The following is a 14682-nucleotide window of genomic DNA, read 5'->3' on the forward strand; positions in this document are numbered from 1 at the left end:
ACCTACCTTTCGCCACCGGCTTTGCGATGGCTTGCATAGAGGGCCTGCAAGCTTTCGAGCACGCCGTCGGCCGGCGCCTTGTCCTCGAAGGCCTGCCGCAGAAGCGCCGAGGCCTTGCCCTGGAAGGCGATGTAGCCGTCGTGACGCGGGCGCACATAGGCCTGCTCGAGCGTATCGGCCGTGTTTTCATAGAATCCGCCCCAGCGGGCGTTGACGCGTGGATCATGCCAGGCCTCGCACCGAGACGGCTGGCCGTCATGGACGGGGATGAAATCGACCTGGGCCTCGCGGCTCATCAGCCACAGCAGGTGTCGCTTGAAAGCCGGCGTGATTTCGCAGCGCCGCGAGATGCCGATTCCCGTACCGCCGAGCGTCGAACCCGGCCGCCCGCCGGGGATGCGGCGCGGCGCGTCGTGGAAGGCGACCTGATGCCCCGTCTGCGGCGCGGCGTAGTTCACGTAACCGTAGACCAGCGGGCAGAGCACGACGTCGTCGTTCGACGCCATGTGATCGAGTATCCCGATCGGGTTCCGGTCGCGCACAGACCGCGGACTGCGGTTTGCGAGATCGCGCATCAGTTCGTAAACCGGGCGCCCGACGTGCCGGGAGACGAGGACCTCCGGATCCGTCTCTGCCGGAGGGTCGCCGAAGGCCGCGGCTATCGACAGGAACGAGAGCGCCGCGTGCGGACCCGCGAGCGACAGCGCCACCTTGCCGGTGGTCCGGGAGAGCGCCACGACCTCGTCCCAAAGCTCGGGCACCGGTGCCTCGAGAAGATCGGCCCGCGCCGCCATCACCTGCGTGGCCGCATCGAGCGGCAGCGCCCAATGAGCGCCGCCGAAGCGATAGCTCCGCAAGGAGGGACCGATGCTCTCCGCCTCGAGCGCCTGGACGGTCGAATCGCCGAATACGTCCTCGAGAGACCGCAGGCAATTTCCGGCCAGAGCTTCCCCGACATGCGGATGATCGAGAACCACAAGATCGTAGCGCGCGCAAAGATCGGCGATCGGATGGGATTCGAAGCCTTCGAGCGGCTGCTTCTCCCAATCTATGGCGAGCCCCCATTCTGCAAGTTCAGGGCGCGCGGCGGCAGCCGCAAGCGCGTTATAGCCGCGTGGATGATCCCATGTCAGAGCCTTCAGCCGTTGCATCGTCAGACGTCCTCGGCGGCAATGGCACCGGCGGCTTCGAGTGCGGCGATGCGAGCCTCGTCATAGCCCGCGTCCCGTAATATCTCGCGTGTATGCTGACCGACGACCGGCGCCCCGCGGTCGACCGTCGAGGGGGTCTTGGAGAACCTGATCGGAAACCCGGGCGTCTTAACGCGGCCTTCGGTCGGATGGTCATATTCGACGAAGGTACCGTTGTGCCTGATCTGCGCGTCCTCGACGAGATCCGCATAGCCATAGACCGGGCCGCACCAGATGTCTGCCGCACGAAGCCGTGCCAGCCACTCCTCGGAGCTTTTCGTCTTCAGCTTCTCGCGTGTCTTGGCGAAGATCTCGTCCCGCCTGGTCCAGGTGTCGACTTCGTCGTCCATGGTCAGGAAGCTTTCCTCGCCGATCACCTCTCCCAAGGTCTTGAGCTTGGGAAACGCGACGATGATGAAACCATCGCTGGTGGCGAATGCGCCGTAGGGTGCGCGGATGTAGACATGGGCGTGCGGCTCGGCCGAGCGCTTCTGCGGTTTCTGGCCGATCGTGAAGACAGAGAGCTCCTGCATCTGGATCGTGGTGATCGCATCCAGCATATTGACCTGCACGAGTTGTCCCTCGCCGGTCCGCTCCCGGTGAAAGAGAGCTGCAAGGGCGCCTTCGAATGCGTTGTAGGCGGTGATGGCGTCGACCAGATATTGCCCCGCCGCCGTCGGCGCCTCGCCTTCGCGTCCCGCCGAAAGCATTGCGCCGGACATGCCCTGGAGAACGAGATCCTGTCCGGGCCGATCGATATAGGGTCCATCTTCGCCATATCCCGACATCGACACATAGACGAGGCGCGGATTGATGCGGGAGAGCGTGTCGTAATCGACGCCGAGACGTTTCGCGACGCCCGGACGGTAGTTCTGCAGGAAGATGTCGGCCGTCTTCACAAGGTCGAGAAGAACCTTCTTGCCCTCCGGCGACTTCAGGTCGACGGCGAGCGAGCGCTTGTTGCGATTGAGCGACAGGAAGGAGACGTTGACCCTGTTGCCTCCGGCTCCCCCCGCGGCGACGTGGCGCTGCCACTCGCCCGTCACGGGCTCGACCTTGATCACGTCGGCGCCGAGGTCGCCGAGACGCTGTGCCGCAAACGGACCCGCCATGGCGATCGAGCAATCGAGGACGCGAAATCCGCTGAGAATTCCCATTCGTTCAGTTCCTTATGTATTCAAGCGGTCAATGCATCACCCAGCCGCCGTCGACGTTCAGGGTCTGGCCGGTGATGAAGCCCGCAGAGTCGGAGATCAGGAAGGTGAGAGCGGCAGCGATGTCGGCTGGGCGACCACGGCGTTTGACCGCCTGGTGGTCGAGCACGAAACGCGTATAGCCTTCCGGATCCGGATGGATCTTTTCGGCATCCGTCGGGAACGCGCCCGGCGAGATGGCATTGACGGTGATGCCGTAGCCACCGAATTCGCGCGCCCAGGCGCGCGTCAGCCCCACGAGGGCGCCCTTGGACTGCACATAAGGGGCAAGATTGGCCCACCCGCCGGACAGGGTGACGCTGGCGATATTGACGATCCGGCCCCAGCCCCGCTCGCGCATGTGCGGCAAGGCCGCCTGGACGCAGACGATGCCGGCATCGACATTGATCCGCTGCACGCGCTGGAAATCCTCGATCGAATACTCTTCGAACGGCCTCGACGGATAGATCGCGGCATTGTTGATCACCACATCGAAGCCGCCCGCCTTGGCAGCAGCCTGGTCGAGCGCGGCGCGCAGGCCGCTCAGGTCGGCGAGGTCGATCGCCCGCACCGTGAGACCGCCGAGCCCTTCCCTTTCCGAAGCATCCACGAGCGCGCGCGTCTTTGCCTCGTCGTTGTCGATGGCCACGACGCGTGCGCCGGCACGGAGAAAACTCAGTGTCGTCTCCGCTCCCAGGCCGCCGGCGGCACCCGTATAGAGGATGACCTTGCCGGCGATCGACATTCCGGGGACGACCTCCCCTGCGGGCAAAGGTCGGGCAATCATCGCCGTCCTCCGATGGGCAAGTGATTGCCGGTCGGCCGGGGAAACGCGTCGACCGGTTGTTCGGCGAGGCTGCGGATCCGCCTTTCGCTGGCTGCTATCGCATCCGCATCGGGAAGGATCCGGAAGGTGGTGTCATATCTCCGTTCGTCACCATGCTCGAGCCAGATCAGTTCGCCGCGCTCGCGCGCAGCACCATGGCCGAGGACGTGATTGGTTGACGGCTCTATGCCGAGCGCATACTGCCCGGCTTGCAGGTTCTGCCATTCGTACATGCAGGGAAACTGGTCCTTGCGGGTGACGACTTCGAAGCCGATGCCGAGCGCATCGTTGACGAGGGCAACCGGAACCCGGCCTTCGCCGTCCGCGGCCATTTCGTGTTGCCAGACCTGCTCGTGGAAATTGAGCTGCGGAGCCGGCAGCGTATGGTAGCCGACACCCTGCTTCTCGTAGTCGGCGCCGGCATGAGCGGCCCAGACGACCTCCTTGATGGGCGCGAGGTAGCGGGAACTTTCCGCCAGGACCGGATGACCGACATTGATGTGGTAACAATACATGTGGGGGGTGCGGTAGAAGCCGCGATTGACCACCCGGTCGGTGAGCCTGATCTCGTTGGTGCCCGCCTTGATTTCGATGCGGCGCACGAGGTCGAGATGCTCTCCGAACACCGTACCCTGGGTGACGACGCCCTCGCACCAGAGGATGCAGTCGTCGCCCCTCCATTCCTCGCCATAGCCCGTGAGCCTTGCAGGAATCGTTCCGATCCGGCCATGCAGCGAATGGCTGATGGTCCTGCGCGGGCCGTAGACATAGGTGTCGCCCGGCTCGTCCGCCATGAACAGGATATGATCGAGACCGCAGGTCACCATGAGTCCCGAGAAGGAGCGCAGCCAGGAAAGACCGCCCTCGCCTTCATATTCATGCAGGCCGGGATGCTTGAAGCCGGCCGGGGAGTTCCATCCGATCGCCATGCCGCGAAATTCGCAGTCGGCGATATCGAGGGCGCGGTCGACGAGCACGGTGAAGCGCAATCCCGTTCCGCTGCGGAATTCCAGCATGCGGATGCCGCGCTCGACGCCGTCTTCGAGCGTCATCAGGCGCACGCCGGCAAATTGCGAAAAAGACCCGGCCCTGGCGGCGATGTCGCGGCGCGACATCGCCTTCCCGTAGAGTTCGACCATGTGGATGTTCCTGTCGTATGCCCGGCTCGGGCAGTCCTTTCATGCCTTTGGTAGACGCGGCCGAGCCGGTGCCCGGCCGGTCCGGTGATTAGAGGCCGAGCGCCCGAAGCTTCCCGTCGAGGAACCTCTTGGCGCGCGGCACATCGCTTTCGTCGAGATGCTCGATAATGACGGGTATGTTCGGATGCTTCTTCGAAAGCCGCTGGAGATAGAGATCGTAGTTCAGCGAGCCGAGGCCCGGTGCCGGAAGCTCGATCTCGCCCACGCCGCGGAAGGTATGGCTTTCGAGCGCATCCTCATCACCGATATCTGCATGCTTCTCCGTCTTGTCGTCGCCCGAGCGCTTGACGTCCTTGGCATGGGCGATCTTGATCCGGTCCTGCAGGGTGTCGAAGACCTGGTTCAGGATCTCGTCCATGCGGCCGATGTTGTGCGCTTCGAAGTAGTTCGTCGGATCCATCAGCAGACCGAGACCGGGGTGATCCACCTGGGCGAACATCTTCACGGTCTCCTCGACCGAGCCGACGACGTTGTTCACGTAGGTTTCGAGGAGGAAGACGGCACCATGATCATAGGCGTGCTGGGCAAGATCGGCGATGACCTTGCGGCACTCCTCGAAGCCTTCTTCGGTCTTGTTCCTCGGGTGATGCACCCAGTCCGACTCCGTGTTGTAGGTGCCGGTTTCCGAGATGACATAGGGCGTGCCGAGATACTGGGCGTGGCGGATGATCTCCTTGAGGTAACCGACGCGACGCTCGCGCTCTGCCCTGTCCGGATGGATGATGTTGGTGTAGCCGGAGATGCAGGAGATCGGCAGATGGTGATCGCGGAAGGTCTCGCGGATCCGGACGCACTTCTCCCGCGTGATCTGGCCTGCCGACAGGTCGACATCCTTGAAATGCATGTCGAGCTGAACGGTGTTGAAGTCGAGCGCTCTTATTTTTCTCGCCGTCTCTTCCAGGCTGTAGGGGAAATAGCCCGTAAAAATGCCGGTTTGCATCATGATTGAATTCCTCCCTTGCAATCAGTCGACCGAGATCTCGGAAAGCTTGACCGTGCGTGCCTCGGCGATGGAGCGGTAGCCCGCCTCCACCAAAGCGACGGTTTTGACGTTGTCGGCCACGGAGAGTGCCGGGGCTTCGCCGGATTTCAGCGCATATTGCAGCTGTTCCATCACCCCGATGAAGGCATGGGGGAACCACATGGTCTCCCATTCCGGGCTGACCCACTTTCCGTCCGTCGTCTTCTTCGACGCGTATGAAAGCGTCGAGGGCGAGCCGTCCGGCCACCCGATCGTGCCCTGCGCGACGCCTTCCGTGCCCTCGACCCGCCACTTGATGTAGATGTCGCTGTCGAACCCCTCCTCGCGCGGGCCGGACCAGACGTCTTCCATGGAGACGGCGAGAACGCCGTTGGGGAAGGTGAGCGTAGAGACCGTGATCCCGTCGGTATGGGCAAATTCGGTGCGTGGATCCGGCCGGGTGACCGTCGTGATCGCGTCCGGTTCGCCGAACAGGAAACGCAGCACGTCGAGGTGATGCACGCTCATATTGGCGAGGGTCAGCCGGTCGTATTCCTCGAGGAAACCTTGCCAGTGCGGAATCGCCCGCATTTCGATGGTCGCTATGACGACCGTGCCCAGCTCGCCTCTGTCGAGGATCTGCTTCAGAACCCGCATAGACTGGTCATAGCGCATATTCTGGTTGACCGAGAGTATCTTGCCGGCGCTTGCCGCCTCGTCCCGCAAGGCCTTCGCTTCGTCCAGCGTGAGCGCCAATGGCTTCTGCGCGAGGATTGCCTTGATATGCGGCTGCGCAAGTGCTTCGCGGATCAGCGCCGGCTGCTGGTCCGGCGGAAAGGCAATGTCGAGAATCTCGACGTTCGCGTCGGCTATCAAAGCGGAAGGCGTCGCATGAACGGCCGGAATTTCCCAACGGGCGGCGACGGCCTCTGCCCGTTGCTGCGTGCGTGAGGCGATCGCAGCGACGGGAAAGCCCGCCTGCCGATAAGCGGCCAGATGACATTCGGCCATGATCATGCCGGCTCCGATGCAGCCGATCTTGTATTCTTTCACCCGCACCGGCGGGTCAGGCACGAAGCCATTGGCAGCGCTCACGAAACTCCTCCCATTCACCTCGCCGGCGGCGCCGCACTTCCGTAGCGGCAAAATGGCGGCCGGCGACTTGTCCGGTTCCACTCTTCCCCGGCACCAATTCGAGCGGATACTCATTCCGACACGCATCAAAGTCAACATCATTATCAATCTTTTTACATCATTTTTTTAGGCTTTATGATGTACCTCCTCGATGCTCCATTGTGCGGGCCCGCGGCATGATCGATATTTCAGTGGAAAACCGGGCATTTCTCCTGCCTCATTGTCGCGACGACCCCACTCCCTCTTGTTTCTTCGCCAGGAAGGATTACATCAAAACACATCATTTTTAGCGAAGAGGCGGCTTTGCGATCCACACTGACTGATATCGCCCGGGAGGCTGGCGTTTCGAGCGCGACCGTCGATCGCGTCCTTAACAATCGCAGCGGCGTCAAGCACAGGACGCGCGAAATCGTCATGGATGCCGCCCGGCGTCTGGGCTACCTCGGCCTCGCCGCGCACAACGCCTCCGCGGAAGGGCGCGTGCGCCTCGACTTCGTGCTGCCGGCAGGCACCAATACCTTCATCGCCAACCTTCTCCGGCAATTGCAAAGCCAGGGCACGGCGAGACCTGATCTCGACGTGCGCGTCCACTCCATCGAAGGGTTCAATCCGGACACGCTCGCCGGCACCCTTCAGGAATTGAGGGGCGAGACCATGGGGGTGGGCGTAATCGCCTTGGACCATCCGACGGTCAGAGAGGCAATGCGTTCACTCGCCTCTTCGGGAGTGCCGATCGTAACGCTCGTATCCGACATCCTGCACGTACCGCGCACCGGCTATATCGGCATCGACAATCGCGCGGCCGGGAGACTCGCAGGATACCTGCTCGGACGTTTTCTCGGCCGAGAGACGAAGGGTAAGATCGCACTGTTCGCCGGCTCTCTCTCCTACCGAGGCCACGAGGAACGGGAAATGGGCTTTCGTCACATCATCGCTGACGAGTTCCCCGCCCTCGAAATCGTCGAGTTGCGCGAGATCCGCGATGACCGCGAGCGCGCCTTCGAGGAAGCCGCTGCACTGTTGAAGCGTCACCCGGACCTGGCGGGCATCTACAATATAGGTGCCGGTAACTCAGGGATCGGCCAGGCCTTGGCCGAGGCCGGAAAGGCCGAAAGCATCATATTCGTCGGTCACGAGCTGACCGAGCACAGCAAGAGGCTGTTGCTTAGTGGCGTCATGGACGCAGTGATAGACCAGAATCCGCGGGTGGAAGCCCGCGAGGCGCTTTCGATGCTGGACTGCGCCGTGCGGGGCAAGCCGATCGACTATCATCCGCCGCGTCTGCAAGTGATCTTCCGGGAAAATATACCCGAGACCTGACGGCGGCGCGGCCGGCTCGACCCGGTTGCAAATCGCGCTCACGTGACTACCTTCAACTGGGCAGCCTCCCTTGGTGACAGGGAGAGAGATGACCGGGAGCAAATCATGTGCCGAAACATAAAACCCCTGTTCAATTTCGACCCGCCGGCGACGGATGAGGAAATCCGTGACGCGGCGCTGCAGTTCGTGCGCAAGCTGAGTGGAACGACCAAACCGTCGAAACGCAATGAAGCCGCCTTCGAGCGCGCGGTCGATTCGATCGCGGCATGCGCCCGCGAACTTCTGGACGCGCTGGAGACCTCGCAGCCTCCGCGCAATCGTGAGGAAGTAGCGGCAAAGGCGCGCGAGAGATCGGCGATGCGGTTCGCTTGAGCCTATGATCGACCGCTCGCTTGCCCGGCACGGATGTCGCGTCCCTCGTCAGACGGTCACGACGATTTTGCCGAACTGTTCGTTGGACTCCAGAAAACGATGTGCCTCGACGATCTGATCGAACGGGAACGTCCTGGCAATGACGGGTCTCAGGGCACCCGCCTCCAGACCTTCCAGAACGAATTCCTTGGCGAACTCCAGGCGTTCCGGATCGGCGAGCAGTTCATGGACCAGGTAACCACGCAGCGTCAGTGATTTGCTCAGCACGTCAAACAGCGGGAACGGGGTCTTCTCCGGGTTTAGCCCGCCATACTCGACAAGTATGCCGCCCGGTGCCATCGCGGCCGTCAACGGTTCGAAGATCGGGCCGCCGACGGGATCGAACACGACACGTATTCCCCGCTGTCCGGAAACACTTTTCAGCTGCGCTTGCAAGTCCTCCTCCTGGGAGGCGACGACATGCGCCGCGCCGGCCTCCAACAGGCGTTGCCGCTTCGCGGAGGTCCGGGTGACGGCTACCGGTATGGCGCCGACCCTGTTGGCGATCTGGATTGCGGCAAGCCCGACACTGCTCGATGCCGCGGTAATGGCGACGAAATCTCCCCTGCGAAGCCCTCCGATATCGACGAGGCCGCCGTAAGCGGTGAGATACTGCATCCACACAGCGGCCGCCTCTTCAAAGCTCAGCGATGGCGGATGCCTGACGAGGAGTGCGGCAGGAAATACCGCAAGTTCCCCATAGGCGGGCCACCGGGTCATCGATTTCGGCGGCAACAGGCTGACCGGATCGCCGGGAGCGAACCCTTGAACGCCCGGGCCGACCGTTTCCACAAAGCCTGCTGCCTCAAGGCCGAGGCCGGACGGAAATACTGCCGTTTCGATATAGGCGCCCGCGCGGAGCAAGGCCTCGGCCCGGTTGAGGCCCAACGCCCTGACGCGAATGCGAACCTCATGGGGCCCGGGCTCCGGCACATGCACCTCTTCGATCCTCAGCACCTCCGGACCACCCAACTCGTGAAAACGAACGACGCGCGCCATAGCAAGACTCCAAAACAAATGTATTGAATGAGCTATGACAGCAGTGGTTCACCCGATAAATGGAGAGAAAGGCAGAACAGTAGAAACGGGGAGTTTTCAATATGGATCGCCTGACCAGCATGGCTGTATTCGTCAAAGCGGTCGATCTCGGCTCGTTCGCCGCCGCAGCGGATGCTCTTGGACTATCCGGGCCGATGGTCGGAAAGCATGTTCGATCGTTGGAGGATCGGCTTGGCGCGCAGCTTATCAGCCGCACCACGCGGCGACAGAGCCTGACGGAGTTCGGTCTTGTCTATTACGAACGCTGCCGGGTGGTGCTCGCCGAAGCGCAAGCAGCGGATGCGCTTGCGGCCGATCAGCTTTCCGAACCCCGCGGCAAACTGCGTGTGACGATGCCGGTCCATTTCGGCCGGCACTGCGTCACTCCCGTATTGCTGGAACTCGCCCGAAAATACCCGGCGCTGGAACTTGACCTTTCGTTCAACGACCGCATCATCGACCTTGCCGAAGACGGCTATGATCTCTCTATCCGCACGGGCGTCTTGCAGGACAGGGCGGGATTGATTGCCCGTCGTGTGGCACGCCAGCCGATGATCGTGTGCGCCTCGCCCTCTTATCTGGAGTTGCATGGCTATCCGGAGAAGCCGGAGGATCTGGCGCAGCACTCGGCAGTCGTATATCGCAGGTCCGGGCCGGTCCCGCCCTGGCTTTTCCCGGGGCCGGGACAATCCTCATCGGAGGTGACCCCGCTCCACCGGTTCCGTCTCGACGACCTCGATGCGATCGCTGACGCCGCCGCACGAGGGCTGGGGCTTGCATGGCTTCCCTTCTGGCTGGTGCGGAGGCGGATCGAGTCGGGCACGCTCGTCCGGCTTCTGCCGGAGCAGCCGCCGTTTCAATATGATTGCCATGCAGTATGGCTGCAGACGCCGCACCTGCCGCTCAAAGTTCGCGTTGCCGTCGATGCCTTGGCGGCGCAACTGCCGAGTTTCATGAACTTGAAATGAGAGTTACTCGCCACACCCCTTTGGCGAGGGACGATCAGGCAGCAGCAACCTTCTTCATGCGGGCGCTTTCGATAAAGGAAAGTGTGCTCTCAATGTCTGCAATCCCGCCCAGGCAGACGGGCCGCTTTCGCGTGGCGGAGTAGCGCCAGGCGTCAACCGGAGACGCAGGCCGCGGAGGCGCGGCGCGTCACCCGCGCAGGCCCGGCGCCTCTTGCCCGGTGCGCTCCACATATTCGCTGTAACCACCGCCGTATTGATTGATCCCGTCCGGCGTGAGTTCCAACACGCGATTGGAAAGTGCCGACAGGAAACGGCGATCGTGCGAAACGAACAGCATCGTGCCCTGATAGGCCGAGAGCGCCTTGATCAGCATTTCCTTCGTATCGAGGTCGAGATGGTTGGTCGGCTCGTCGAGAACGAGGAAGTTCGGCGGGTCGAACAGCATTGCGGCCATTACAAGCCGCGCCTTCTCACCGCCGGAGAGCACCCGGCATCGCTTCTCGACGTCATCGCCGGAAAAGCCGAAACAGCCGGCCAGCGCTCTGAGCGGCGCCTGCCCGGCTTTGGGGAAGCGGTCCTCCAGCCATTGCAGAATGGTGCTCTCGCCCTCGAGCAGATCCATGGAATGCTGGGCGAAATAGCCGACCTTCACGCTGGCGCCGAGTGAGACGCTGCCCTTGTCCGGGTTGGTCGTGCCGGTGACCAGCTTGAGCAATGTCGATTTGCCGGCGCCGTTGATGCCCATGATGCACCAGCGTTCACGCCGGCGCACCATGAAATCAAGGCCGTCATATATCGTCCGGCTGCCATAGGTCTTGTGGACGCTCTTGAGGTTGACGACGTCTTCGCCGGAGCGCGGAGCCGGCAAGAACTCGAAGGCGACGGTCTGGCGACGACGCGGCGGCTCGACGCGGTCGATCTTTTCAAGCTTCTTCACCCGGCTCTGAACCTGCGAGGCGTGCGAGGCACGGGCCTTGAAACGTTCGATGAACTTGATCTCCTTGGCGAGCATTGCCTGCTGGCGCTCGAACTGAGCTTGCTGCTGTCTCGCGTTCAACGCACGCTGCTCTTCATAGAAGCCATAATCGCCGGAATAAGTCGTCAGCGTGCCGCCGTCGATCTCGATGATCTTGGTGACGATCCGGTTCATGAACTCGCGGTCGTGCGACGTCATCAAGAGAGCGCCGTCATAGCCTTTCAGGAAGTCCTCCAGCCAGATCAGACTTTCGAGATCGAGATGGTTGCTCGGTTCGTCGAGCAGCATGACGTCCGGCCGCATCAGAAGGATGCGGGCGAGCGCCACGCGCATCTTCCAGCCGCCCGAGAGTTTGGCGACGTCGCCGTCCATCATCTCCTGGCTGAAACTGAGGCCGGCGAGAACCTCGCGGGCACGTCCTTCGAGCGCATAGCCGTCGAGCTCTTCGTATCGCGCCTGCACCTCGCCGTAGCGCTCGACGATCGCATCCATTTCATCCATGCGATCCGGATCAGACATGGCCGTCTCGAGCTCACGCAGTTCCGCCGCAACGGCGCTGACCGGGCCTGCCCCTTCCATCACCTCGGCGACGGCCGACCGGCCGGCCATCTCGCCGACATCCTGATCGAAATAGCCGATGGTCATGCCCTTCTCGACCGAGACCTGCCCCTCGTCGGGCAGTTCCTGACCGGTGATCATCCGGAAAAGGGTCGTCTTTCCCGCTCCGTTCGGCCCGACGAGCCCGATCTTTTCGCCGCGGTTCAACGCTGCCGAAGCTTCGATGTAGAGTATGCGGTGGCTGTTGGACTTGCTGATATTTTCGATGCGGATCATGCGGAGGACGGCCTATCTGGTTGCGGGCACCCCTATGCCACGGGTTGGCGTAGCTGTCACGCCGGCCGGACGGATCTTCTTCTCGGCGAGGCTATGCCCCGCACGGCGGCTACCGACCAGCGGACGCATGGTACACGCTCCTCCCCTCGCCTCGCTGGCGTAAGCAACCCACAGGTCTAGACCACCTGGTCTGACCCAACCCGACCATCAGGCCGAATTAAGGTGTTAACCGAGACGAGCTATAAGCGCATCTGCGGATCATACCTCGGCGCATCGCACGCGGGTACTGACCTGACTTCAACCCCGATGGCCTGGGAAAACGATGCCTGCAACCACGACTTATGCAACGACTGGTAACGCCTATATCAACGGCCTCCTCGGCGACTGGAAATGGTCGATCAAGGATTTCACGTTCAGTTTCCCGACCAGCGCCTCATTCTACGGCTCCGGTTACGGCAATGGCGAGCCGCTCAAGGGCTTTGCCGTCTTGAACGCCGCACAGCAGGCCGCCACGCGAGCAGCGTTTGATCAGTTTTCCTCCGTCGTCAACGTGACATTCACCGAGGTCACGGAGAGTGCGACCAAGCATGCCAATCTCCGCCTCGCCTCGTCCGACGCTCCGAGCACCGCCTGGGCCTATTTCCCCTCGACCGCGGCGGAAGGCGGCGACGCGTGGTTCAACAAATCGTCCGGCCACTACAGCCGACCGATCAAGGGAAACTACGCCTATGTGTCATTCCTTCACGAGATCGGCCACGCGCTTGGACTGGAACACGCCCATGACGGCAACGTCATGCCCGTGAACCGCGACTCGATGGAATACACGGTCATGAGTTACCGTTCCTATGTCGGTGCCTCGACCACGACCGGCTACACCAACGAGACCTGGGGATACGCGCAATCCCTGATGATGTACGATATCGCCGCCTTGCAGCATATGTACGGCGCGGATTTCACCACCGAAAGCGGAAACACCACATATCGCTGGAGCCCGACCTCGGGCGAGATGTTCATCAATGGTATCGGTGAGGGTGCCCCTGGCGGCAACAAGATCCTGCTTACGGTATGGGACGGCGGCGGAACGGACACCTACGATTTCTCCAATTATACGACTGCTCTGAAGGTAGATCTGCGCCCGGGCGAATGGACGACCACCTCGGCCGCGCAGTTGGCGAAGCTGCACTATAACGGTTCGAAGGTGGCGATCGGCAATATCGCCAATGCGCTACAGTATCAGGGCGACGCGCGCTCCCTCATCGAGAACGCGAAGGGTGGCACAGGCAGCGACACGATCACCGGTAATGCCGCTGCAAATGCTCTTTGGGGTAACGGCGGCAATGACAGGCTGATCGGCGGCGATGGCAACGACAATCTTGTCGGCGGCGCGGGTGCCGACCGGCTCGACGGCGGCAATGGCACCGATCTGGCGAATTACTCGAATGCCACAGCCGGCATCCTCGCAGATCTTTCCTCGCCCGCTTCCAACACGGGGGAAGCGGCGGGCGATACATATGTGTCGATCGAGCGGCTCTACGGTTCAGCCTTCAACGATACCTTGCGCGGAGACAATTACGCAAACCTCCTGAACGGCCTTGCAGGTAACGACGTGCTGAATGGGCGTGACGGCAACGACACCCTGATCGGCGGTAATGGCGCCGATCGGTTGATTGGCGGCCGCGGTGCGGACACCTTCGTCTTTCAGACGACCGCACAATCGGCGCCGGCTGCCAGGGACATGATCGATGATTTCGCGTCCGGCATTGATCGGATGGATTTGCGTTCCATCGACGCGAACAGCAATGCGGTCGGAGACCAGGCATTTCTATTTATCGGCAGCAGTGCGTTCCACGGCAAAGCAGGTGAACTCAACTTCAGGAGCGGGATAGTCTCGGGTGACGTCAATGGCGACGGCCTTGCAGATTTCCAAATCAAGGTGATGAATCTTTCGGCTCTTTCCGGAAGCGATTTCCTGCTGTGAGGGGGTTGGAAAAGCCATGAGCGAATGGATCGATTTTGAGCGCTGGCCAGACTGCAAGAGCATGGAGCGGCCCGGGATCGTCTTCGAGGTCACCAACGGAGATCAGACACTGCTGACCGATTGCGTCGTCCCGCTGCCGTTGCCGTCTGACTGGGTGGTTCATCCTCAGCGCTTTCGCGCCGTGCCGCAGCCTCGGCCTCGGCACTCTTCGCCGTTACCGAAGCCGGCAGGTCCGCAGCAGTAAACACAACACCGACCAGGCGGCCGGTCGGCGGCCTGATCGATCAGGCCCATCATCGATGCCTCACCCCTTGCGGCGTCGAAGCGCCATGGACGTGCTGCGCCACAGCTAACTCGTGGGATTATACGCGGTCGCGATGGTCGCCGCTGGCGGCCCACTCTCGCGTCGATCAGGTGAGTCCAACCACGCTGCTGGAGGATTGATAAACACTCTCCCCCGTCTCACGGACCTCGTTCACGGTGGCGGTTGCGGCTGCAAACTCGCGCCCTCCGTTCTACAGCAGCTTCTTGCCACGCATCCGGCTGCCCGGCCTTTTGCCCAGCCCAGATGATGCCGCCGTATGGCAGGTAGAGCACCTGCGTGATTGCCACCGATTACCGTTTTCAACGTTTCGCAGCCCTCGGATACGGACT

At 62.1% G+C, this 14682-nt stretch carries 13 protein-coding genes and 1 pseudogene; 6 read left to right on the top strand and 8 right to left on the bottom strand.

Annotated features, from left to right (window positions below; translation table 11 throughout):
* Nucleotides 1–2: 2 nt before the first annotated feature.
* The 6 genes from ACFHWW_RS06490 to ACFHWW_RS06515 form a co-directional block, all read right to left on the bottom strand.
* Nucleotides 3–1151, bottom strand: a complete 1149-nt coding sequence (locus tag ACFHWW_RS06490; RefSeq protein WP_379937704.1) for a carbohydrate ABC transporter substrate-binding protein — start codon at nucleotides 1149–1151, stop codon at nucleotides 3–5.
* 2 nt (nucleotides 1152–1153) lie between these two features.
* A complete protein-coding gene (locus ACFHWW_RS06495; RefSeq protein ID WP_338280040.1) occupies nucleotides 1154–2347 on the bottom strand; it encodes a CoA transferase in 1194 nt (397 codons plus the stop codon).
* 28 nt (nucleotides 2348–2375) lie between these two features.
* Nucleotides 2376–3170 (bottom strand): SDR family oxidoreductase, encoded by a 795-nt coding sequence (locus ACFHWW_RS06500; RefSeq protein WP_338280043.1) that lies wholly within the window; start codon nucleotides 3168–3170, stop codon nucleotides 2376–2378.
* On the bottom strand, nucleotides 3167–4348 hold the full coding sequence (locus ACFHWW_RS06505; RefSeq protein ID WP_338280045.1) for an aldose 1-epimerase family protein: 1182 nt from the start codon (nucleotides 4346–4348) through the stop codon (nucleotides 3167–3169). Before ACFHWW_RS06505 ends, ACFHWW_RS06500 begins: the two co-directional genes overlap by 4 nt.
* 88 nt (nucleotides 4349–4436) lie before the next feature.
* Complete coding sequence (locus ACFHWW_RS06510) at nucleotides 4437–5351, bottom strand: sugar phosphate isomerase/epimerase (protein ID WP_338280047.1); 915 nt, start codon at nucleotides 5349–5351, stop codon at nucleotides 4437–4439.
* A gap of 21 nt (nucleotides 5352–5372) precedes the next feature.
* Entirely contained in the window at nucleotides 5373–6464 is a 1092-nt protein-coding gene (locus ACFHWW_RS06515; protein ID WP_338280049.1) for a Gfo/Idh/MocA family oxidoreductase, read from the bottom strand.
* Between the two features lie 342 nt (nucleotides 6465–6806).
* On the opposite strand from ACFHWW_RS06515, the gene ACFHWW_RS06520 reads away from it, so the two are divergent.
* Complete coding sequence (locus tag ACFHWW_RS06520) at nucleotides 6807–7823, top strand: LacI family DNA-binding transcriptional regulator (protein ID WP_324764802.1); 1017 nt, start codon at nucleotides 6807–6809, stop codon at nucleotides 7821–7823.
* A gap of 105 nt (nucleotides 7824–7928) precedes the next feature.
* Complete coding sequence (locus ACFHWW_RS06525) at nucleotides 7929–8195, top strand: DUF2277 domain-containing protein (RefSeq protein WP_014528166.1); 267 nt, start codon at nucleotides 7929–7931, stop codon at nucleotides 8193–8195.
* Between the two features lie 48 nt (nucleotides 8196–8243).
* Here the strand turns inward: ACFHWW_RS06525 and ACFHWW_RS06530 are convergent, their stop codons facing one another.
* A complete protein-coding gene (locus ACFHWW_RS06530; RefSeq protein ID WP_379937706.1) occupies nucleotides 8244–9233 on the bottom strand; it encodes a zinc-dependent alcohol dehydrogenase family protein in 990 nt (329 codons plus the stop codon).
* A gap of 101 nt (nucleotides 9234–9334) precedes the next feature.
* Here ACFHWW_RS06530 and ACFHWW_RS06535 point away from each other — a divergent pair, with 101 nt between their 5' ends.
* Nucleotides 9335–10240: a LysR family transcriptional regulator gene (locus tag ACFHWW_RS06535; protein ID WP_379937707.1), complete on the top strand. Its 906-nt coding sequence runs from the start codon at nucleotides 9335–9337 to the stop codon at nucleotides 10238–10240.
* Nucleotides 10241–10427: 187 nt separating this feature from the next.
* Here the strand turns inward: ACFHWW_RS06535 and abc-f are convergent, their stop codons facing one another.
* Nucleotides 10428–12050, bottom strand: a complete 1623-nt coding sequence (gene abc-f / locus ACFHWW_RS06540; RefSeq protein ID WP_379937708.1) for a ribosomal protection-like ABC-F family protein — start codon at nucleotides 12048–12050, stop codon at nucleotides 10428–10430.
* A gap of 322 nt (nucleotides 12051–12372) precedes the next feature.
* On the opposite strand from abc-f, the gene ACFHWW_RS06545 reads away from it, so the two are divergent.
* The 3 genes and pseudogenes from ACFHWW_RS06545 to ACFHWW_RS06555 form a co-directional block, all read left to right on the top strand.
* Nucleotides 12373–14028 carry a M10 family metallopeptidase gene (locus tag ACFHWW_RS06545; RefSeq protein WP_379937709.1) on the top strand — a complete coding sequence of 552 codons (1656 nt, stop codon included), beginning with the start codon at nucleotides 12373–12375 and terminating at the stop codon, nucleotides 14026–14028.
* Between the two features lie 16 nt (nucleotides 14029–14044).
* Nucleotides 14045–14272 (top strand): hypothetical protein, encoded by a 228-nt coding sequence (locus ACFHWW_RS06550; RefSeq protein ID WP_379937710.1) that lies wholly within the window; start codon nucleotides 14045–14047, stop codon nucleotides 14270–14272.
* Between the two features lie 199 nt (nucleotides 14273–14471).
* Nucleotides 14472–14622: pseudogene (locus ACFHWW_RS06555) on the top strand (selenide, water dikinase SelD); the annotation flags it as partial.
* Nucleotides 14623–14682: the final 60 nt, after the last annotated feature.

The organism is Sinorhizobium sp. P24N7, from assembly GCF_042436655.1.
Classification (GTDB): domain Bacteria; phylum Pseudomonadota; class Alphaproteobacteria; order Rhizobiales; family Rhizobiaceae; genus Sinorhizobium; species Sinorhizobium meliloti_A.